The following is a 19,891-nucleotide window of genomic DNA, read 5'->3' on the forward strand; positions in this document are numbered from 1 at the left end:
CCTAAAGTCCATTGCCAATCAAAATAAAGGGTGCCCAATAGTATGGATGACTAAAGTTACTAACCGCTGCTACGGGTGCATTGTGACTTATTGCCTTCCAGTCTCCAGTAATTAATGAGACTTGAGCTTGTCGTAAAGCTTCAGTTTTACTAAATTTATTAGTCGAGAGGACACCATAAAAAGCACTCATAAGTGCTTGTGTACCACCATCATCCACAGACCACAAAGAGGCGATCGCGGCTCTAGCGCCGGTTTGTTGCATCTGATAGCCAAAGCCCAAAATTTCCTCACCATTACCTAACTTGCCTCCCAATCCGGTTTCACAGGCGCTCAACACTACCAAATCGACATTGGGGAGTGACCAAGTAGCGACATTTCTAAAATTTACGCGATCGCCATTTCCGAATAAAATAAACGAATCTTCTGGTTTCCCCACCACAAAGGCTGCATGAGTGGCTAAATGGACAATTGTATAATCATCCATTTGGGGTACAGCGACTCTGGGGGTAAAGGCATCGTCTAAAAGCTTCGTAGTTTCAGGAACCGCAGCTGCTAGACTTTCCACCTCCCGCGTTGCAAAGGGTAAGCCAGCAAAAGCAACCTGTCGATTACCAACTTTGATTTGATAATTACCTTTAGTAAAAGCACCTGCTAAAACCCGCAAAGTAGATTGTTTTGGGGTGTTTAAGTTAGTCAGACTAGCCGATGTAATGTGATTTACATTGAAGCGCTGCACTAGCCATTGTTTACCATCATATAAAGCAGTTAACGGAATGTAGCGTAACCGATCGTCTGGAGCGTAAATCAGAGTTTGCGTACCTGATAGCTTCAAGTCTTTCTCTATCGGTTTAATTAGCCAGTCATACAATTGGTGTGCAGGTGCTTTGATATTTCGACTGGGATTAATTAAAGCTTGACGGAAAGAACCAATTGTTTGATGAAGGTTTTCGCGTTTTACAGCAACAGTACGATGAATTGGTGGAGATTCAGGAGTTACCAATACCAATTCCAAACTATCTTTTAAAATCAGTGGGTAGAGTAGTGCTGATTTTTGAGGTAATCGCGCCAAATTATCCCGAAGTTCGTTGAGATTTTCCAAATCCAAATTTTGCTGTCTAGCTGTACGGCTAATTTGCTCTACCTGTGCTTTCACTGAAGGACTATTAATAAATTCGTTAAATCCATTTAAAAGTTGCTGTTGATTTAAGACTAATTGCTCGATACGTTGTTTCTGTTCGAGCGATCGCTCTTTGGGGGGAATTTTTCGTAGTGTTGTCAGTTCCTTACCCAGCACAACAGCATTATCCACGGTTTGATCCAACTTTTGTTTAATGGGTTTTTCTGTTGTCGCTATATTAATACCTTTAACAGTACGTTGATTCCCGGACACATTCTGGAGATATTCTTCTAGTTCTTCAACTTTGAGTAAATCCATTGTCCTTTGCGCTTCAGCAACACGTTCCTGTTTAAGCAATCTTTCGCCCAAAATGCGATATGTCTGGCTAACAGTTATGCTGTAAGCATCTGGTTGTGGCGCACTCAGTGCTGATGGATTCAAGCGAGCTTTTTCACGATTAATCAAGCAATGCTTGTAAAAAAAAATTGCTAATTCTGGTTGATTTTGGATGTCAAATAAGTAACCTATGTTACTGTAGGTTTTGCCAAGTCGAACGAGATCCCCAAGTTCTTTGTTAATTAATATGGCTTGCTGATAGGATTGAAGTGCTTCTGGATACTTTTTTTGAGTTTGGTAGATTCTGCCAATATTGTTAAATGTGACTGCTTCCCAATAGCGCTCTCCAAGTTCTCTGCTGATGACTAATGCTTTCTGTAATCTCTGCAATGCTTCTTGCGATTTACCTTGACGAGATTCTTTGATAGCTTCTTCATTGAGCCTTGCAATTTCTAATATCTGATTACTCGTGGGTAAAGCTTGAGCTTTTTCTCCAGATTCGTACCTCAACCTTGCATTTTTGCTTACCTGGTTATTGTCTGGATATACCATCCCAAAACCTAGTAAACTAAGTAGAGTCAAAGTAATAACACTCACATACTGGAGATTAGGCTGCATAACAAAACACTCCCTATACTCGGAAGGTAAATATTAAATCAATAAGTCCGGCAATGCAATTAATTTTTATGCTATTCAATAATTTGGAAAATTTATAGGTACTGAGAAACTTAAAGATGTCAGAAGAAAAACCCAGCCAACCAAAACTACCGCCAACCAGCGCTCTTGACAATCCATCAAATCATGAATTTGGGAATTGGTTTGAATATCCTGTGAGAGTGCAACCCCATCACACTGACTATGCAGGTATTGTCTGGCACGGTTCCTATCTAGCTTGGATGGAAGAAGCACGGATTGAATGCTTGCGATCTATAGGAATTGAATTTGCTGATTTAGTCGTTATCGGTTGCGATTTACCAGTTGTAGAACTGTCGGTGCGCTATCACCGTTCAATTCAATTGGGTATGGCAGTAGTGGTAAAAACGCGAATGGCTGAGGTGACTGGTGTCCGAATCAATTGGGATTATGCCATTGTCTCCACTGATGGACAACAATTGTACGTCACTGCCAAAGTGACTTTAGTCGCTTTAGATCGTGAAAGAGGTAAGATTATGCGTCAGTTACCAGCAAGTGTTAAGGATGCATTGGCTAAAATTTCAGTATTAAATAGTAATTGAACAACAAAGGTTGTAAATACTACAATAACTTTGATGCCAGTTATATCAAAGTGGAAATTTTCCTCAATTTTTATACTTCACTTTTTATTAGTAAAAGTGAAGTATTTGTTTTTACTTTCCAATTTGGATCTGCGACAGATTTTGAGCAAACTGTGTTATGTATTGCCAAATATCTTGTGGAGTAATACCAAAACTAATATTTAATAAAATAAGGATTGCCGCAAGAGTCAATGCATTGCTTACAGTTGCTTTCAGCAACTTCCAAAATATGATGAAGACCATCCAAGCTACAATCAGCGTAGCAATCATATATATTAATTCCTTAATAAATTCCCTTATCCGAGAGTGACTTTATTCAGCAAGGGGAAGTTTTTGTTTTGGTGAAAATTACTGGTATAAAAGAGACTTAACCCAATTCTTAATATCCACTAGAATGAGGATTTATGTGATAACTAACCTGGGGATATTTTACCTAAAAATGAGATAGTTATTTATGTGCTAGGCTGCTTTTTTTTGCAAAGTTTCTGTAAAGATTTCTAATTTTTGTTTGTAGATAAATTATAGATATACATAAAACTAATGGTTGATCCGGAAGACATTATTTATTTTCAATAGATTTTAATTTGTTCACTTTTTGTAGTTTCAGGTGAAATGACTTCCATATTAATTGGATTAGAGGCTGGGGATTAGAGATTGGGGAGTAGGCATCAATTTCTAATCCTCAGTCCAATCTGACTGAAGGTTTTTATCGCACAGAGATTATGCGCGAGTGAGCTTCTAAGTTTTCAGTCGCTATTAAAACTTCTTGTCTTGCCCATTTATCTGCTGCCAAAATGTCATCTAAAGTGGGATTAGCACGATTATCATTTTGATGGCGATCGCACACCCACTCGATACACCGGGGAATATCTAAAAAGCGGATTTTTTCATCTAAAAATAAAGCCACAGCTTGCTCATTGGCGGCATTCAACACAGCTGGCATGGAACCACCAGCTTTACCCACAGCATAAGCCAACTGCATACAAGGATACTTCTGGTGATCTGGTTCACGGAAGGTTAAATTTCCAGCTTTGACTAAATCTAGTCGTTCCCAGTTGGTGTAGATGCGATCAGGCCAAGAGAGAGCATACAGCAAAGGTAAGCGCATATCGGGCCAACCGAGTTGGGCTAAAACTGAAGTATCTTGCAGTTCAATCAGCGAGTGAATGATGCTCTGGGGATGAATGACAATTTCGATATTGTCATAATCCAAGCCAAACAGGAAGTGAGCCTCAATTACTTCCAGTCCTTTATTCATCAAAGTAGCAGAGTCTACTGTGATTTTCCGCCCCATCGACCAATTAGGATGTTTGAGGGCGTCAGCAACGGTTACATCTGCTAACTTTTCTACATCCCAGTCTCGGAAAGCTCCACCAGATGCAGTTAGCACGATTTTCCGCAAGCCTTCTTTTGGCACACCTTGGAGGCATTGAAAGATTGCGGAATGTTCGGAGTCGGCTGGGAGTAATTTTACACCGTGTTTTTCGACTAGGGGTAGAACCACAGGGGCCCCAGCAATCAGGGTTTCTTTATTTGCTAAGGCAATATCTTTACCAGCTTCAATAGCTGCGATCGTGGGTAGCAAACCCGCACAACCAACGATCCCAGTGACCACGGTTTGGGCGTCGCCGTAGCGAGCAACTTCTATCACTCCGGCATCACCTGCCAGTAGAATCGGTTGGGGATCGAGGTCAATGATAGCTTCTTTGAGGGCTGGTAATTTAGCTTCTGAGCAAATGGCTGCTATTTCCGGTCGAAACTGCCGAATTTGGGCAGCCAACATTTCGACATTGCTCCCAGCTGCCAATCCCACAATCCGAAACTGATCTGGGTACTGAGTGACAATATCTAAAGTCTGAGTACCAATAGAACCAGTGGAACCAACAAGAGTAATCGCTTTCACAATTGCTTAAGGATTTACAGACAACTCCCACTATAAATTGCTGGGGACTCTTTAATAACAGCAATCACTATAATCGATACACTGACTCCAAGAGAGGGAGTGGGGAGATGAGGGGGACAAGGGGGACAAGGGAGAGAATCACTAACTAATGACTCTTGACAAATGACAAATGACAAATTTTCATATATCTAGACAAAATTTGTATTTATAAATACTATATTTTTAAAGATAAATTCCGACAAAATTGGCAAAAGTAACCAAGTAGGGAACACTTTTAAGTAATTTTTAATCTGTCGAGTTTGTTAATTATTTTGATGGAGGATTTAATATGCAATATGTTACTCATAAATCGCTGTGTTACAGCCATAAGTAAAAGGATATATAAAGGAGTTTGTTGAAGCACTCAACCTTATGGTCAAAGTTCAGATAGTTATAAAAAAAGCTTTATGGAAAAATGATTTCCTATTTCCAGCAGCAATATGGTTTGCCAGTCGAATATTCATCTGGACTCTTATGTTGCTGGTTGCGCCAAAACTATCGTTACCAGCAGAAGAATTTTTGCCCCGTTTTGGCTGGGGTGTTTTTGATGCCTGGGATAGTATGCATTATCGAGCGATCGCTACTTCTGGCTATGAATTTGTAAATGACGGCAAGCAACACAATCTTGCTTTCTTTCCCCTATTTCCCTTAAGTATCTGGGTTTTGATGAAGTTGGGCTTACCCTTTGAATTAGCAGGCACGTTAGTCAACAACTTGGCATTTTTTGCAGCGCTTTACTGTTTGTACTTTTGGGTTAAGGAGCATTATGACATCAATGCAGCGCAATGGGTGACTGCTGTGGTTTCTTTGTATCCATCGTCTATGTTTACGGGGGTGATTTACACAGAGGGGCTGTATTTGTTTTTGAGTACGGCGACTTTGCGGGCATTTGATCAAAAACAGTATGGCTGGATTGCCCTTTGGGGGGCGATGGCGACAGCAACACGTCCTACAGGTATGGCACTAATTCCAGCATTGGCGATCGCATCGTGGAAAGAACGCCGACCACCCATTGCTTATATAGCTAGTTTTACGACCGCTATTGGCATACTTCTATTCAGTTTGTATTGTGCGATTTATTTTGGCAACCCTCTAGCTTTTATCGAAGCACAAAAGGGATGGCGACCTTCCCTTGGGTTTGATTGGCAGGGTTGGTTAAATATGCTCATGCAAATTGCAGTTGGCAGAAAAAATTGGCAATTTGGTTGGGTTCAAAACTCCTCTGGCGGGATTCAAGACCCCTGGTATCTCTTGTGGTTTGGGGTCATTGTTGCCAGTGGCTATCTTTTATGGCACTTCCGTCAACATTTTCGTTCTGTGAAATTATTCTATGGCTTTTATGCTTTAATCTTATTTTTGTTGATTCTGGCAAGCGAACAGTGGATTAATAACTTGCTCAACCTAACTATGGTCTTAGGTGGTGGCTATGTGTTGTGGCGCTTACGCACGCAACTGACCCCAGTTACAGTTATTTATGGCTTTTGTGGTATTGGTTTGCTGCTAGCCTCTGGAGGCACTATTTCCTTGAGCCGTCTCGCCTATGGTATTGTGCCTTTAAATATAGCCATTGGTGTGCTGCTATCTCGCCATCCTCGCCAGGGATATTTAATACTAGGCGTTTTTGTGACACTACTAGCCAAAATAGCTGTAGGATTTGCCCAAGAGCGCTGGGTTGGTTAGTAGGTAGGCACAATAAAATCTAACAACGTAAAGAAAGATGAACTGGGTCAAAACTCTCTTCCATTCTGCCTTATCCCAACAATAAATTTTCCAAGTCGGTTTGTAGTAAGCTGCTCTAGAACTTGTAAAAGTGCTGGAGCAGTTTACTAAGAATGAATTTCATTAATTTTACATTACATAATCTAGTTTGATTTATTCTTACCTATTTACTTTAGAGGTTTTAATTAATTAGTTGATTCAAGAATATATTAATTCAAATAAAGACAAGGATAAAATAGCCAAATGAAAAAAGTAAGTTTCCCCAAATATTTAACGCCTTATATAACTATTTATAGTGCTTTTATTTTTTGCGCCATTGTGGGGATGCTAATTTTCCCAGATACTTTTTATAAGTTCTTTTGTCCCACTCAGTTACCCCGTATAACTCCCCCTCAATTACCACATAAAAGTTACTACTGGGATATAGGACTTTATGCAAATATGGCTTTGCAAAATACTTGTACTGCTTTTTATCCTCTTTGGGGTTTTATAATTACTCACCTATTTCATCCCCAAAATCTAGAACAATATGCAAATTATTTTAAAATTACAGCTACAGCAATTTTTTGCATATCTACTCCTTTAGTATTTTGGGTATTTAAAAATGCTTTAAAAAATCAACTTCTGGCATTTACAATTACCCTTGCTTACACCGTTAACCCTATGGCAATTTTTCGCGTTATAGGCTATACAGAAAGCTTGTTTTCTCTACTGGGAATTTTTTTGATATGGCTGCTTTTACCTGAAAATAAATTAAATGAAAAAATCAAATTAATACAGTTATCGGTTATTAGTATTTTAATGGCTTTAACTCGTCCAGTATTAGTTCAGATTATTTTCGCTTGCTTCTTCTCATTAATAACAATATGTTTCTTAACAAAACAACTAAGTAAAAGTAATCTTTTCCGAACGATTACAATATCCATTTCAGCGATATTTGGATATTCTATTTATGGATTTTTATGTCTCCAATCACGAGGAGATTTTTTCGCGCCATTCCACGATCAAAAACAATGGGGTAAAACATTAGGATTAAATTTAGACTTACTATTTTTACCTAAATCTCCCTTGTTTGATTTATTAGGTTTATATCTACCAATTCTGATTCTAATAATTTCTTTTATCGTAATATATTGTAAATCTAAAAACCATAAATTATTGGTATTTATTCCAAAAATATTTATTTGGGATATTTTAATATTATACCCGCCCTTATTAGTATTAGCGTATATGTTGAATTATTGGCGAGGTACAAAAAAGGAAATAATTACCTCTAAATTCACCAATAGCTTACAAAATAATTATCTATTTTGGTTCTGCATATATTTTTCAGTAATAAATGCTTTAATTGTATTTTTTACACAAAATCGCCTAGCGAGTTTAGGCAGATATATATTTGCAGTACCTTTCTTTTTTCTAGCTTTAGGATATTTGTATTCTTGTTTTCCGGGAAAAAGAAAATATAAAAACCTATCATTTATGATTATTGTATCCGCGATCGCTCTTGTGCAACAATGGATTAATTATGGAAAAGATCAATGGCTGGGTTAAAAGGTAAAAAACAGTTAATTTAATTAATAACAGTGTAAATCCTTTAGCTTCGCCGAGAATTTGACTGCTTATATAGGAATCCGCTTTGATTTCTGAACTAATTTGCGTAGGCAGGCAATAGGGAATAGGCAACAGGCAACAGTCAAGAAGGCTTCTTAGTTGTACTGAGTTTTTTCAGAAATCAAATATGAGTCCTATATATTAGTTAATTATTTAATTATTGGTAAAAAATTGAATTTAAATTTCCTAATGAATGTATCCAATCAAACAAAGATAGCGATCGCTTCATTATTTGTAGGTGTAGGTGCTATATCTTTTGGCTCTATTTTTATGAAATTAAGCGAAACTGAACTCAGCCCCAATGCCACTGTATTTAATCGCTTTTGGCTTGCTAGTGTGGTCTTCTTGTTCTGGAATGGATACAAGGCAATACGGCAGCGATTTTCCTTAGTTCAACCTGTAGAACAGCAGCCCTACACCAGTCAGGATCTATGGCTATTGCTAGGTGCTGGTATTCTTTGGGCAGCTACTTTAGTCTGTTTGGGTTGGTCGCTGACTCAAACCAGCGTCACTATTTCTAGTGTGTTGCACAATCTGGCTCCCATATTTACCAGCTTAGGGGCGTGGCTATTATTTCGTCAGGGTTTTGAGAGGCAATTCCTCATTGGTATGGTCATCGCCCTTGGGGGAGCGATCGCTATTGAATTTGAAGAGCTGCAAATCGCCACAGACGAAGTTCAAGGAGGATTGGCTGCAATCGTTTCTGCGATTTTCTTGGGTGCATACCTGCTGATTGTAGAAAAATTACGAACAAAATTTTCTCCTGACACAATCCAGTTGTGGATCTGTGCGATCGCGGCTTTAGTCATTTTCCCGATACTTTTGTTTACTCAAGATCAGATTTTTCCTTCTACAGTCAGTGGTTGGCTTTGGGTCATTTCCCTAGCCCTGATTTGCCAAGTCTTTGGTCATGGGCTTTTGACCTATAGCCTTGCCAGGTTTTCTTCTGTGGTTGTCTCCTTAGTGCATTTATTAGAGCCAGTATTTAGCGGCATTTTCGCTCTTATAATATTTTCGGAAAAATTAACTTTTTCAAATTGGATAGGTTTCGCTGTCGTTTTAATAGGTTTATACTTAGCCGTATCTAGCCAAGCTGCTATTAGTTTCCCATTCCAGGAATCAGTCAACAATATAGTTAACACTTTCGTTAAAAGTATGACGTTCAAACTGTCATTACTAAAGCAACAATTCTCCGAAACACCAGCTTTATTAGGAACGGCCTCATTATTGTTTGCTCTAATTCCCATATCTTTAGCGCCATCTCTAACCAAATTGTGTCAACAAGAAATTGGTGCAAATGCTGTAGTATTTCATCGCAGTTGGATTGCAACAGTTGTCTTTGCGCTGTGGAATGGACTTGAGGCTTTCCGCTACCAACAGTCCGATAGCCAATCTATAGAACAGAAGCCTTTTACTGGACAAGAAGTGTGGCTATTGTTGGCAATGGGAACCTCTGCTGGAACCTACCTCCTCTTGTGGGCTTGGTCGCTGAGTCAAACTAGCGTAGCCAAAGTGGCTTTACTGTCTAATTTAAACTCCTTATTCGTTGCTTTAGCTGGATATCTGTTATTCGGTCGCCGCTTCGATCACAGATTTGTGATTGGTCTAGTCATAGCCTTGGGGGGAGCGATCGCATTTGAACTTAATAAGGTGCAATTTGCAAATGACCAAATACTGGGTGATGCCTTAGCATTACTAACTGCGGTTTTCATGGCTACGTGTATGCTGCTGATAGAAAGACTCCGAACCCGATTTAGCACTGCAACTATCATGCTGTGGCGCTGTGGAGTTACAACAATGTTTCTATTACCCGTCCTCCCATTTCTGGAAGATAGACTGTTGCCCTATTCCTGGACAGGTTGGTTTTTCATCATTTTCCAAGCCCTCTTTTGCCAAGTGTTGGGTCAGGGGCTTTTGGCTTATAGCCTCAGCAGAATCTCTTCAGGCGTTGTAGCTGTCACACTTCTGCTAGAACCAGTCCTAGCTTCCATTTTTGCTTGGTTCATTTTTTCAGAACAAGTAGGTTTGTTTGACTGGGCAACCTTTGCTGTAGTTTTAGCGGGTATCTATCTAGCCCAATCTAGCCAATCCACTGTTCAAATAACGAATGAAGGCTCGTAGCTCTATAACAAGTAACACCAATTCTCCGTAAACTTACACTTAATGATTACTTTCGACAATTTCTCTATGAAGTAGTTCAACTTTGCGATCGCTCAAAATGCCAGCGTCAATCATGCGGTGATATTCTCTCTAGTAACTTAGGCTAATTCCGCAGCTAAAAGCCTACCTTCAATTGGTTCATACTCATCTTCTAGTAACCATAACTTGGCTGCATTATAGTCATTACTAGAAAATACAACCTTATAACCCTGTGCCGGATCATAAACTTGACAGTTATCTTCACTGTCGCAAAGCAATAAAAGAATATATGGAGGCGATAACATGGGATCTATCCATACTTCTGTAAATTCCCAGTTATTCTTCACTCGGTCTCGTGCGGGGGATGATGTGGTATCGGTCGTCTGCATTGATTTTTATCTCCCCATAGTAAAGTAGAATACGGCTACCATCTGGACTTATTTTACAAGCTATAGGTTCATTAAAAAACATCCCATAACGGTCATATCCTCGAATCATTCCGGTGAACGATACCTGAAATCAGATGCGAAAAGCGATCGCATCTTTATTAGTGCATGTTGTATTTCTAACTTTTCTTCGCTGGAAAGACTTTTAATTGCTTCAACTACATCACTGAAGGTCATAACTTGAAACACCTTTTAGTGCTTATCAGATCAATCTAACATGGTAACGATAAAGCTAAAATTTTAAATCTTACTCAAGCTCTTGGGTAATAATTCTCATTGCTATATTGCTATTGATAGAAAGTCGATATATACATAAAGTAACTATAGGATTACTATTTGATTTTTGAACAACACGTAGGGTGTGTTATAGCGAAGCGTAACGCACCATTTTCAAGGGTTTGGTACGTTAGACTAAAGTCATAACGCACCCTACAAATACTTAATTTTTTTCAGAAATCAAACCGGATTCCTATACAATTCATCAATTGTTACTAAACCGCCCTCGATAAACTGTATGACAAGTTCATACCCATCAAGTAAAGCAGTTCCTAGTAAAGGTCGCTTTCCTGTCGCAAGTACATTCACTTCCCGTTCTTCTCCATTCCAAATAATGTTACCTTGATGTACTGGCAAGATTACATTACTATTGTCAGCTAAATTTGCATACATTTCATACACGAAAGGGAAACCCAGTAGAGTAACTGCTGCTGGAGGCAGAGAAAGAAACTCTGTAAAACCTGTATCGATAACAAATTCAATAGTAAAATCTGGTTTATTTGTAAGTCGAAATATGATATTTACTGTTGCGCGTCCGTTCTTGACAATACCAGAAATCACCGATAATCGCGCTCCATGTCACCACTGAAGGAAACAGCGACTTTATAACCAATGCGAATACCAAAAAGTCGAGCTAATGGGTTTTTATTACGTAAATATCGTGCCGATTCTAAGCCTGTTTTATCAATTGCATATTCACCTGTTTCTATATCGATAATCACCATTTTACCGATGTTTTCTTCTCGTTCTACTTGTTGACGAATGCTATTTTCGTATAATTCTTTCGCGCGTCGTCCAACTTCTTCGCGGCTTAAAAGTATGCTTTGCACGTTCTTGCTCCTTGCTGTTATTTTTTCGCGTTTGCAGTTCATGTTAAGGAATAGGTTGTCTTTGGGTTAGTCTTCATTGAAATAAGACTCCACATCCATACGATCATGCAAAATACGAATAATATCGATAGTTTCAGTGGTTTCCTGATAAAAGATCAAATGTCGTCCGATGTGGTAATTGCGATATCCTGAGCGAATATCATCACAAGTACGTCCTCTGTGTCGCTCTTGTGCCAAGAGATGAAAGCAATCGTCCAAGATAGCAAGATAACGGTTTCTCTGCTCAGTTCCCCATGTTTTTTGGGTGTAGCGACCGATTGATAGCAAGTCTTGAGTGGCTAATTCAGTCAGGCGAAATGCTGACATGCGCTATTCACGGTCAAGTTCTGCAAGCAATCCTGAGAGAGAATAGTCAGCAAATCCGCTGTTTTCGCCGTCTCTCAATGCTCGTTGCAAAGCGGCAAGTTTTATTTCTCGCTCTTCTAAAAGGCGCAGTCCCGCTCGAATCGCTTCACTGGCACTGGCAAAACGACCGCTGTCAACTTGATTGGCGATAAACGCTTCAAAATGCTCACCCAAGGTAACACTTGTATTTTTTTGCATACAATTTCCTCCTGTATAATACCAATATATAATATTTTTTGGTATTACTCCAGATGAAAATTGTAATTGATGATGTCCAAAAACCTCATTAAATAAAAACGTAGAGCAATAAATACTTTACCGTAAAATATGTTAAAAATTTAGGACTTACGCACTGTACAAAAGAACAATCTTGTGTATTACGTAAATCAATCATATTCTCTAAAAACTCTCTACTAACTTAGAATAATTCTGCCGCTAAAAGCCTACCTTCAATTGGTTCATATTCATCTTCTAGTAACCATAACTTTGCTGCATTATAGTCATTACCAGAAAATACAATTTTATACCCCTGCGCCGGATCATAAACTTGACAGTTATCTTCACTGTTACACAGCAATAAAAGAATATATGGAGGGGATAACATTGGATCTATCCATACTTCTGTAAATTCCCAGTTATTCTTCACTAGGTCTTGTGCGGGGGATGACGTGGTATTGGTCGTCTGCATTGATTTTTATCTCCCCATAGTAAAGTAGAATACGGCTACCATCTGGACTGATTCTATAACCTATTGGTTCATCAAAGAACATTCCATAACGGTCATATCCTCGAATCATTCCAGTGAACTGCCCATTTTCTATTATGGCTTGAGTAACTCTATTCATTGTAGGTTCATCGTTAAATACATGAGTGGCAAGTCCTCGTTTGAGAAGTCTTTGACTTTGAGGTGTACCTGCTATATGCTTGGCAACTTGTCTAACGTCAAGGCTAATTTGACGATTAATTCCACTCATGATTAATGGTTAAGTTTTTTGTATTTCCAGGATTTACACTAAAAACAGCTAAATTTCACAATTACGATGAAAATATAGCGATCGCAAACCCAAATATTTTCACACAAAAAACATTAGACCAATAAATAATATTGTACCGTTTTGTAATTTTCTATTTGAGATTTAATCCCCAGGTCTAAATTTTACTCAACCCTTTGTAATTAAAATTAATTGTGCTGTTTTTTACAGTTTCGCCGCCGTTAAATTTAACATAGCAACTATTGAATTGTTATAATTATTACTTAATACTAAAGTGTTAACAGAAAATTTATTATGTCAATTAAAGTTGAAAAGATTAATCATGAGCAGGTTGTTGAAATTCTATCATCTGAGGAAAGCCACTTTTTAGACTTGAAATCAATAAACATAAAACCAGCGAAACTAACTCGCTCTATATCTGCATTTGCAAATGCTAGTGGTGGTGAAGTTTATATTGGAATTGATGAAACTAAAATTGATGGGAAAAATCAACGTATTTGGCGTGGTTTTGCTGATCAAGAAGATGCAAATGCTCATTTGCAAGTTTTTCAGGAACTATTCCCACTAGGTCAGTACTATAGCTATACTTTCTTGTCCTGTGATGGTTGTATTGGGTTGGTTCTTCAAGTAGAGATTAACAAAAACCGAGAAATCGTTAAAGCTTTAGACAGGCCTATTCCATATTTGCGACTTGGAGCACAAAATCTACCACAGGATACAGAAGAAAAACTTGCACGGCTCAAGCTTGACAAGGGTATAGATTCTTTCGAGACATCTACAGTTAAGGCTGATATGGAAGTTATTACAAACTCTCTTCCTATTCTTAATTTTATGCTTCGCGTTATACCGTCGGCAGAACCAGAGCAGTGGTTAAAAAAACAACAGTTGATTATTAATGGAAAACCAACTGTTGGTGGTGTTCTTCTTTTCTCTGAGGAACCACAAGCTTTGCTACCGAAAAGATGCGGAGTGAAGGTCTATAGATACAAGACTGCTGATGAAGAAGGTCGAAGGGAGAATCTGGCTTTTGATCCGATAACCATTGAAGGCTGCTTGTATGATCAAATTATTGAGGCAGTAAACAAGACAAAGAATATAGTTGAAGAAATCCCAAAATTGGAATCAGGAAGATTACAACATATTGAATATCCTGATGAAGTTTTACATGAAATTATTACTAATGCAGTTCTTCATAGGGACTATAGCATTTTAAAAGACGTGCAAATTCGCATCTTTGATAATCGTGTAGAAGTTGAAAGTCCCGGTAGATTACCCGGACATATTACAATAGAAAACATTTTGAAAGAGCAGTTTGCAAGGAATGGTGTAATAGTACGCCTTATTAACAGATTTCCTGAAGCACCCAATAAAGACGTGGGTGAGGGTTTAAACACAGCCTTTGAGGCGATGACTCGCCTGAGACTTAAGGTTCCCGTTATTGCTGAACAAGAAAACTCAGTAATTGTCTATATTCGACATGAACCCCTTGCTTCAATTGAATCAGCAATTATGGAATACTTAAATGATCATGAAAATATAACTAACAAAATTGCACGAAGAATCGCCAGTGTAGACTCTGAAAGTACTATCAAAGCGGCTTTTAATAGACTTAGAGAGCAGGGGCTTATTGAAATAGTACCAGGAACTAAAACTGCTACCTCGGCTTGGCGTAAACTTCGATAAGCAAATTATCAAATAACACAAAAAACGGTAGAGCAATAAATACTCTACCGTTTTCTAATTTTCTATTTGAGACTTAAAATCCCAAACTCTAAATCTTACTCAACACCTTGGGGTAACAATTCCCGGCGCTGTTGAGAACTAACTTGGACAATGCCATTTTCATCCACATCAACGATCGCAGTATCGCCATCTTTGATACGACCAGACAGAATTTCTTCTGCTAGGCTATCTTCTAACAGGCGCATAATTGCCCGACGTAATGGCCTCGCGCCGTAGCTGGGACTGTAACCTTCAGTGATCAATCGATCCTTGAAGCGGTCTGTGACTTCTAAGGTGATACCCTTTTCCGTCAGACGACCAAATACTTCCTTGAGCATAATTTCGGCGATTTGGGTCACTTCCGGCTTGTTCAACTGACGGAAGACGATAATTTCATCGAGTCGGTTGAGGAATTCTGGACGGAAGTACTGCTTGAGTTCTTCGTTCACCAAAGAGCGAATCCGGTTGTAAGTTGACTCGCTGGCATCTTCTCCGGAGAATTCAAAGCCGATACCGCTACCGCCTTTTTCAATTACCTTAGAACCAATATTGGAAGTTAAAATCAGCAAGGTGTTCTTGAAGTCTACCGTGCGACCTTTGGCATCAGTTAACCGACCGTCTTCCAAAATTTGCAGCAACATATTGAAGACATCGGGGTGCGCTTTTTCGATTTCGTCGAACAACACCACGGTGTAAGGTCGCCGCCGCACGGCTTCAGTCAACTGACCACCTTCGTTATAGCCAACATAACCTGGAGGAGAACCAATCAGTTTACTGACGGTGTGACGCTCCATGTATTCGGACATATCTAAGCGGATCATCGCTTCTTCGGAACCGAAGAAGTAAGCAGCTAAGGACTTCGCCAACTCGGTTTTACCTACACCAGTAGGCCCAGAGAAGACAAAGCTAGCTATGGGTCGGTTGGGATTTTTCAAACCAACACGAGCGCGACGAATTGCCCGTGAAACTGCCTTCACAGCTTCATCCTGACCAATTAAACGCTGATGCAAGGTGTCTTCCATGTGCAGCAGCTTTTCAGATTCAGATTCGGTGAGTTTGTTCACCGGTACTCCAGTCCAGGAAGCGACAATGTGAGCAATGTCTTCTTCTGTAACTACAGGTTCTTCACCTTCTGTGCCTGTTGCATTGGTCTTGCTTTGAGCGATCGCTCGGATTTCGGCTTTGATTTCCATTTCGCGATCGCGCAATTCTCCAGCTTTGTCAAAGTCTTGAGAGCGCACCGCGTCATCTTTTTCTTTTAATATCTGACGCAGTTCTTTGTCTAACTCTTTGGCGGCGGGTGGCAGTTGGGAGTTAATCAAGCGCACTCTAGAACCAGCTTCATCAACCAAGTCGATGGCTTTATCTGGAAGGTAGCGATCGCTAATGTAACGATCTGACAATTTCGCCGCCGCCACCAATGCTTCGTCGGAGATTTTCAGTTTGTGGTGTTGCTCGTAGCGTTCGCGCAAACCATATAAAATTTCAATTGTTTCATCAACTGTAGGTTCGCCAACCATTACTGGTTGGAAACGCCGCTCTAATGCTGCATCTCGCTCGATGTGCTTCCGGTATTCGTCTAGGGTTGTAGCACCGATGCACTGCAACTCACCTCTGGCCAAAGCTGGCTTGAGGATATTCGCTGCGTCAATCGCACCTTCTGCCGCCCCTGCACCAATTAAGGTGTGTACCTCATCAATCACGAGAATGACATTACCCGCCGAGCGGATTTCATCCATGATTTTTTTCAAGCGTTCTTCAAATTCACCTCGGTACTTGGTTCCTGCTACGAGCAAACCAATATCCAAGGTGACGACGCGTTTATCTTCCAGGATGTCAGGGACATCTTTGGTGGCAATCCGTGAAGCTAAACCTTCAGCGATCGCAGTTTTACCAACCCCTGGTTCCCCAATCAGCACTGGGTTATTTTTGGTTCGGCGACCCAATATTTGGATCACTCGCTCAATTTCTTTAGCACGTCCCACCACTGGATCGAGCTTATTGTCTATCGCCATCTGGGTCAGGTTTGAGCCAAATTCATCCAGAGTCGGGGTTTTTGTGCGCCCGGATGAACCACCTGGTGAAACTTCAGCAGTTTCTCCCAACATGCGGATGACTTGGGTTCTGACCTTAGATAGATCCACACCGAGGTTTTCTAGCACCCTGGCTGCGACGCCTTCCCCTTCGCGGATTAGGCCCAACAGCAGATGCTCGGTGCCAATGTAGTTATGCCCCAGTTGGCGTGCTTCTTCCAAGGAGAGTTCTAAAACTCGCTTTGCCCGTGGCGTAAACGGAATTTCCACGGCAACAAAGCCTGATCCCCGTCCTATAATTTTTTCAACTTCAATTCGGGCATCTTTAAGATTGACGCCCATTGATTTCAGCACCTTGGCAGCCACCCCAGTGCCTTCGCCAATCAGACCCAGGAGGATCTGCTCGGTTCCAACAAAGTTGTGACCTAAACGGCGGGCCTCTTCTTGGGCCAGCATGATTACCTTAATGGCTTTTTCTGTGAAGCGTTCAAACATGGCATTTTTCCCATCACCTGCGGTCGTGCCGGTATGCTGATTTTAGCACAGGCAAAGCTTTTGGATGCCTGTATAACAGATTATAGACATCCTGAAGCTATGACTTGGGTTGATGGGCTAATTGTTAACTCTTGACTACTTTTATGTGGCTAGTGTACTGAGGAGCTTTAGTTCACCAGCGTTTTTGAGATTTACTACAAACAGTTCACTGCTTACATTGAGAGTTTATTTACTTAATCCCAAACATTTATGTATAGCATATATATTTTTTAATATCAAGCAAAATTAATTTATATAATTTTTTATTATAACAAGTATGGTTTGCATAAAATATTTATATAGAAATAGATGCAGCAAAGTTGCATTTTTTTGCTGAAGCTGATCCAAACTTCGATAATTAAAAATTAATAATTCTCAACTACTTAAAAATCAAGTGCCAAGAGGATTTGTCCAGGCGATCGCTAATCATGGAATGCCACTGGTCTAAAGTTGCTTGAAATTTGGAGTGTTGTAAATCTGGAAGCCAAAGGATTAGGGCGTCTTCATCGTTATCTTGGTAGTAACGCCGACGCCGCCCAGCTGTTTTGAAGCCAAATTTTTGATATAAAGATATGGCTCCCAAGTTGGAAGCTCGGACTTCGAGGGTAGCTCGCTCCATTTTGCGATCGCAAGCTGTCTTAATGAGTGAATATAATAAAGCCTGTCCTAAACCTTGACGGTGATATTGGGGATGAACCGCCAAAATTGTAATGTGGGCTTCGTCTAAAATTGACCAAAAGCAACCCATTCCCAACAGCATCGAATTAGAGACAGGGGAAAATAAACCCAGCAGATCGCTGTTGGGGCTGTCCAACTCTCGTTGGTAGCCCTCCATTGTCCATAAACCACCAAAACAAGCTTGATCCAGTTCCAACAATGCACTCAGATGCTCTGCTGTCAGTAATTTAATTTCTAAGTCTAATGAGATCACATTTATTGAATAACGTTACAAACCCTTTGTAAACTGGGAATTGGGAGATGAACTCACAGCCCATAAATTGAACAAGGAAAATTTTTATAGTTATGGTATCGACTCACCCCACTGGGGTTCAACATTCTGGAAGTCAATATTTACCTCAAAGGCACGACACCAACGCAAATCCATCGCCCAATCAAGAACTTTTACCCTTGACTGCCAGAGTTCATAATCATGACCTCCTGGAAATTGGTGGGTGTGATGTCACAACCCTAGTTGAGCAATTTGGTTCACCTTTATATATTTTAGATGAAGAAACCCTGCGTTCTGCTTGTCAGCAATACCGAGATACTTTCAAGCAATACTACAAGGGCGAATCTCAAGTATTGTACGCCTCAAAAGCTTGGAATTGTTTAGCAGTTTGTGCGATCGCTGCTTCAGAAGGTTTAGGAATTGATGTCGCATCAGGCGGCGAACTATACACTGCGCTGCAAGCAGGCGTCAATCCTGAGAAAATCTATCTTCATAGCAACAATAAATCTCGTGAAGAACTGATTTTTGCCACAGAAGTCGGTTGCACTATTGTGGTGGATAACTGGCACGAGTTACGCACTTTGGTAGAAATTGTTGAGAGGGCAAATTCCCCCACCGTACAACCTCGATTCTTGTTACGCTTGACTCCGGGTATTGAATGTCACACTCATGAATATATCCGCACGGGGCAACTAGATAGTAAATTTGGCTTTGATCCCAATGAATTAGAGGAATTATTTACTTTTGTCAGCAAACAGTTTTTCCTTAACTGCTTAGGGTTACATGCTCATATCGGTTCCCAAATTTTTGAGCGCCAACCGCATCGAGATTTAGCGGCTCTGATGGTACAGTGGTTACGTGATGCGGCGAAGTATGGGTTAAATTTTACAGAGTTAAATGTCGGTGGTGGTTTAGGGATTAAGTATATAGAATCAGACGATCCCCCTAGCATTGAAGAGTGGGTGAAACCAATTTGTGAGGTAATTCAAGAAGCTTGTGCAGCCGAAAATTTACCTTTACCAAAATTACTGTGTGAACCGGGGCGATCGCTAATTGCCACAGCTTGCGTCACTGCCTATACTATTGGTTCATCCAAAGTTATCCCAGAAATTCGTACCTACGTAGCGATCGACGGAGGAATGTCTGATAATCCCCGCCCGATTACTTACCAATCAGTTTATCGGGCAGTCGTTGCTAATAAAATGTCTTCTCCCTTAACCGAAACAGTCACAATTGCTGGTAAACATTGTGAATCAGGAGATATTCTGATTCATAACGCTCTACTCCCAAAGACTGAACCAGGGGATATTCTCGTAGTTATGGGAACTGGTGCGTACAATTACAGTATGGCATCTAACTACAATCGCTTGCCCCGTTCGGCTGCTGTTGTTGTGGCGAATGGCGAAGCAAATTTAATTTTGCAACGTGAAACTTATCAAGACTTAATTCGACAAGATCGCCTACCAGAAAGATTAAAGAAATAGTCATTAGTCATTTGTCATTAGTCATTGGTCATTAGTCATTTGCAACTGACAAAGGACAAAGGACAAATGACTAATGACCAAC

At 40.1% G+C, this 19,891-nt stretch carries 20 protein-coding genes and 1 pseudogene; 6 read left to right on the forward strand and 15 right to left on the reverse strand.

The features are described from left to right. Nucleotide 1: 1 nt before the first annotated feature. Nucleotides 2-2,071, reverse strand: coding sequence for a CHAT domain-containing protein (locus HUN01_RS18060; protein ID WP_181932404.1), 2,070 nt, complete (start codon nucleotides 2,069-2,071; stop codon nucleotides 2-4). A gap of 116 nt (nucleotides 2,072-2,187) precedes the next feature. Here HUN01_RS18060 and HUN01_RS18065 point away from each other — a divergent pair, with 116 nt between their 5' ends. Continuing rightward, a complete protein-coding gene (locus HUN01_RS18065) occupies nucleotides 2,188-2,688 on the forward strand; it encodes an acyl-CoA thioesterase (protein WP_181932405.1) in 501 nt (166 codons plus the stop codon). A gap of 111 nt (nucleotides 2,689-2,799) precedes the next feature. Here the strand turns inward: HUN01_RS18065 and HUN01_RS18070 are convergent, their stop codons facing one another. Then, nucleotides 2,800-2,997: a hypothetical protein gene (locus HUN01_RS18070; RefSeq protein ID WP_181932406.1), complete on the reverse strand. Its 198-nt coding sequence runs from the start codon at nucleotides 2,995-2,997 to the stop codon at nucleotides 2,800-2,802. A 436-nt stretch (nucleotides 2,998-3,433) separates the two neighbouring features. Continuing rightward, complete coding sequence (gene dxr / locus HUN01_RS18075; protein ID WP_181932407.1) at nucleotides 3,434-4,630, reverse strand: 1-deoxy-D-xylulose-5-phosphate reductoisomerase; 1,197 nt, start codon at nucleotides 4,628-4,630, stop codon at nucleotides 3,434-3,436. 411 nt (nucleotides 4,631-5,041) lie between these two features. On the opposite strand from dxr, the gene HUN01_RS18080 reads away from it, so the two are divergent. From HUN01_RS18080 to HUN01_RS34915, 3 genes are all read left to right on the forward strand, one after another. Beyond that, nucleotides 5,042-6,349 (forward strand): mannosyltransferase family protein, encoded by a 1,308-nt coding sequence (locus HUN01_RS18080; protein ID WP_181932408.1) that lies wholly within the window; start codon nucleotides 5,042-5,044, stop codon nucleotides 6,347-6,349. Between the two features lie 282 nt (nucleotides 6,350-6,631). Then, a complete protein-coding gene (locus HUN01_RS18085; RefSeq protein WP_181932409.1) occupies nucleotides 6,632-7,939 on the forward strand; it encodes a mannosyltransferase in 1,308 nt (435 codons plus the stop codon). Nucleotides 7,940-8,188: 249 nt separating this feature from the next. Beyond that, the gene (locus tag HUN01_RS34915) at nucleotides 8,189-10,120 is read left to right on the forward strand and encodes a DMT family transporter (protein ID WP_203219542.1); all 1,932 of its coding nucleotides are present in this window, start codon (nucleotides 8,189-8,191) and stop codon (nucleotides 10,118-10,120) included. 51 nt (nucleotides 10,121-10,171) lie between these two features. Here HUN01_RS34915 and HUN01_RS36610 read toward each other — a convergent pair. The 10 genes and pseudogenes from HUN01_RS36610 to HUN01_RS18130 all read right to left on the reverse strand — a co-directional run. Further along, nucleotides 10,172-10,234 (reverse strand): annotated as a pseudogene (locus HUN01_RS36610) (Uma2 family endonuclease); the annotation flags it as partial. Between the two features lie 23 nt (nucleotides 10,235-10,257). After that, nucleotides 10,258-10,527, reverse strand: a complete 270-nt coding sequence (locus HUN01_RS18100; protein ID WP_181932410.1) for a hypothetical protein — start codon at nucleotides 10,525-10,527, stop codon at nucleotides 10,258-10,260. Then, entirely contained in the window at nucleotides 10,475-10,636 is a 162-nt protein-coding gene (locus HUN01_RS36615) for a DUF6972 family protein (protein ID WP_420832804.1), read from the reverse strand. Before HUN01_RS36615 ends, HUN01_RS18100 begins: the two co-directional genes overlap by 53 nt. Next, on the reverse strand, nucleotides 10,633-10,761 hold the full coding sequence (locus HUN01_RS36135) for a hypothetical protein (RefSeq protein ID WP_257798521.1): 129 nt from the start codon (nucleotides 10,759-10,761) through the stop codon (nucleotides 10,633-10,635). Before HUN01_RS36135 ends, HUN01_RS36615 begins: the two co-directional genes overlap by 4 nt. 279 nt (nucleotides 10,762-11,040) lie before the next feature. Then, nucleotides 11,041-11,421 (reverse strand): clan AA aspartic protease, encoded by a 381-nt coding sequence (locus HUN01_RS18105; RefSeq protein WP_181932411.1) that lies wholly within the window; start codon nucleotides 11,419-11,421, stop codon nucleotides 11,041-11,043. Then, nucleotides 11,418-11,690: a hypothetical protein gene (locus HUN01_RS18110; protein WP_181932412.1), complete on the reverse strand. Its 273-nt coding sequence runs from the start codon at nucleotides 11,688-11,690 to the stop codon at nucleotides 11,418-11,420. The genes HUN01_RS18105 and HUN01_RS18110 overlap by 4 nt, the downstream gene beginning before the upstream one ends. A gap of 66 nt (nucleotides 11,691-11,756) precedes the next feature. Then, nucleotides 11,757-12,056 (reverse strand): type II toxin-antitoxin system RelE/ParE family toxin, encoded by a 300-nt coding sequence (locus tag HUN01_RS18115; RefSeq protein WP_181932413.1) that lies wholly within the window; start codon nucleotides 12,054-12,056, stop codon nucleotides 11,757-11,759. Between the two features lie 3 nt (nucleotides 12,057-12,059). Next, entirely contained in the window at nucleotides 12,060-12,293 is a 234-nt protein-coding gene (locus HUN01_RS18120) for a type II toxin-antitoxin system ParD family antitoxin (protein ID WP_181932414.1), read from the reverse strand. 220 nt (nucleotides 12,294-12,513) lie between these two features. Then, on the reverse strand, nucleotides 12,514-12,783 hold the full coding sequence (locus tag HUN01_RS18125) for a hypothetical protein (protein WP_181932415.1): 270 nt from the start codon (nucleotides 12,781-12,783) through the stop codon (nucleotides 12,514-12,516). Continuing rightward, on the reverse strand, nucleotides 12,731-13,069 hold the full coding sequence (locus tag HUN01_RS18130; protein WP_181932416.1) for a DUF6972 family protein: 339 nt from the start codon (nucleotides 13,067-13,069) through the stop codon (nucleotides 12,731-12,733). Before HUN01_RS18130 ends, HUN01_RS18125 begins: the two co-directional genes overlap by 53 nt. Nucleotides 13,070-13,381: 312 nt before the next feature. Here HUN01_RS18130 and HUN01_RS18135 point away from each other — a divergent pair, with 312 nt between their 5' ends. Further along, a complete protein-coding gene (locus HUN01_RS18135) occupies nucleotides 13,382-14,770 on the forward strand; it encodes an ATP-binding protein (protein ID WP_181932417.1) in 1,389 nt (462 codons plus the stop codon). A gap of 95 nt (nucleotides 14,771-14,865) precedes the next feature. Here the strand turns inward: HUN01_RS18135 and HUN01_RS18140 are convergent, their stop codons facing one another. Both HUN01_RS18140 and rimI read right to left on the reverse strand, forming a co-directional pair. Then, the gene (locus tag HUN01_RS18140; RefSeq protein WP_181932418.1) at nucleotides 14,866-17,337 is read right to left on the reverse strand and encodes an ATP-dependent Clp protease ATP-binding subunit; all 2,472 of its coding nucleotides are present in this window, start codon (nucleotides 17,335-17,337) and stop codon (nucleotides 14,866-14,868) included. 418 nt (nucleotides 17,338-17,755) lie between these two features. Next, nucleotides 17,756-18,307 carry a ribosomal protein S18-alanine N-acetyltransferase gene (gene rimI, locus HUN01_RS18145; protein WP_181932419.1) on the reverse strand — a complete coding sequence of 184 codons (552 nt, stop codon included), beginning with the start codon at nucleotides 18,305-18,307 and terminating at the stop codon, nucleotides 17,756-17,758. A gap of 92 nt (nucleotides 18,308-18,399) precedes the next feature. Between rimI and lysA the strand changes: the two genes are divergently transcribed. Then, nucleotides 18,400-19,809: a diaminopimelate decarboxylase gene (lysA, locus tag HUN01_RS18150; protein ID WP_181932420.1), complete on the forward strand. Its 1,410-nt coding sequence runs from the start codon at nucleotides 18,400-18,402 to the stop codon at nucleotides 19,807-19,809. Nucleotides 19,810-19,891: the final 82 nt, after the last annotated feature.

The sequence above is a fragment of the Nostoc edaphicum CCNP1411 genome (genome assembly GCF_014023275.1).
GTDB lineage: Bacteria > Cyanobacteriota > Cyanobacteriia > Cyanobacteriales > Nostocaceae > Nostoc > Nostoc edaphicum_A.

Excerpts from the sequence above, each read along its gene's own strand:
- HUN01_RS18140 (WP_181932418.1), bottom strand. The coding sequence starts at position 17,337 with ATGTTTGAACGCTTCACAGAAAAAGCCATTAAGGTAATCATGCTGGCC.
- HUN01_RS18135 (WP_181932417.1), top strand. The coding sequence starts at position 13,382 with ATGTCAATTAAAGTTGAAAAGATTAATCATGAGCAGGTTGTTGAAATT.
- HUN01_RS18065 (WP_181932405.1), top strand. The coding sequence starts at position 2,188 with ATGTCAGAAGAAAAACCCAGCCAACCAAAACTACCGCCAACCAGCGCT.
- HUN01_RS18115 (WP_181932413.1), bottom strand. The coding sequence starts at position 12,056 with ATGTCAGCATTTCGCCTGACTGAATTAGCCACTCAAGACTTGCTATCA.
- HUN01_RS36615 (WP_420832804.1), bottom strand. The coding sequence starts at position 10,636 with ATGATTCGAGGATATGACCGTTATGGGATGTTTTTTAATGAACCTATA.
- HUN01_RS34915 (WP_203219542.1), top strand. The coding sequence starts at position 8,189 with ATGAATGTATCCAATCAAACAAAGATAGCGATCGCTTCATTATTTGTA.
- HUN01_RS18125 (WP_181932415.1), bottom strand. The coding sequence starts at position 12,783 with ATGCAGACGACCAATACCACGTCATCCCCCGCACAAGACCTAGTGAAG.
- HUN01_RS18070 (WP_181932406.1), bottom strand. The coding sequence starts at position 2,997 with ATGATTGCTACGCTGATTGTAGCTTGGATGGTCTTCATCATATTTTGG.
- HUN01_RS36135 (WP_257798521.1), bottom strand. The coding sequence starts at position 10,761 with ATGACCTTCAGTGATGTAGTTGAAGCAATTAAAAGTCTTTCCAGCGAA.
- HUN01_RS18085 (WP_181932409.1), top strand. The coding sequence starts at position 6,632 with ATGAAAAAAGTAAGTTTCCCCAAATATTTAACGCCTTATATAACTATT.
- HUN01_RS18130 (WP_181932416.1), bottom strand. The coding sequence starts at position 13,069 with ATGAGTGGAATTAATCGTCAAATTAGCCTTGACGTTAGACAAGTTGCC.
- HUN01_RS18080 (WP_181932408.1), top strand. The coding sequence starts at position 5,042 with ATGGTCAAAGTTCAGATAGTTATAAAAAAAGCTTTATGGAAAAATGAT.
- HUN01_RS18120 (WP_181932414.1), bottom strand. The coding sequence starts at position 12,293 with ATGCAAAAAAATACAAGTGTTACCTTGGGTGAGCATTTTGAAGCGTTT.
- HUN01_RS18100 (WP_181932410.1), bottom strand. The coding sequence starts at position 10,527 with ATGCAGACGACCGATACCACATCATCCCCCGCACGAGACCGAGTGAAG.
- HUN01_RS18060 (WP_181932404.1), bottom strand. The coding sequence starts at position 2,071 with ATGCAGCCTAATCTCCAGTATGTGAGTGTTATTACTTTGACTCTACTT.
- lysA (WP_181932420.1), top strand. The coding sequence starts at position 18,400 with ATGGTATCGACTCACCCCACTGGGGTTCAACATTCTGGAAGTCAATAT.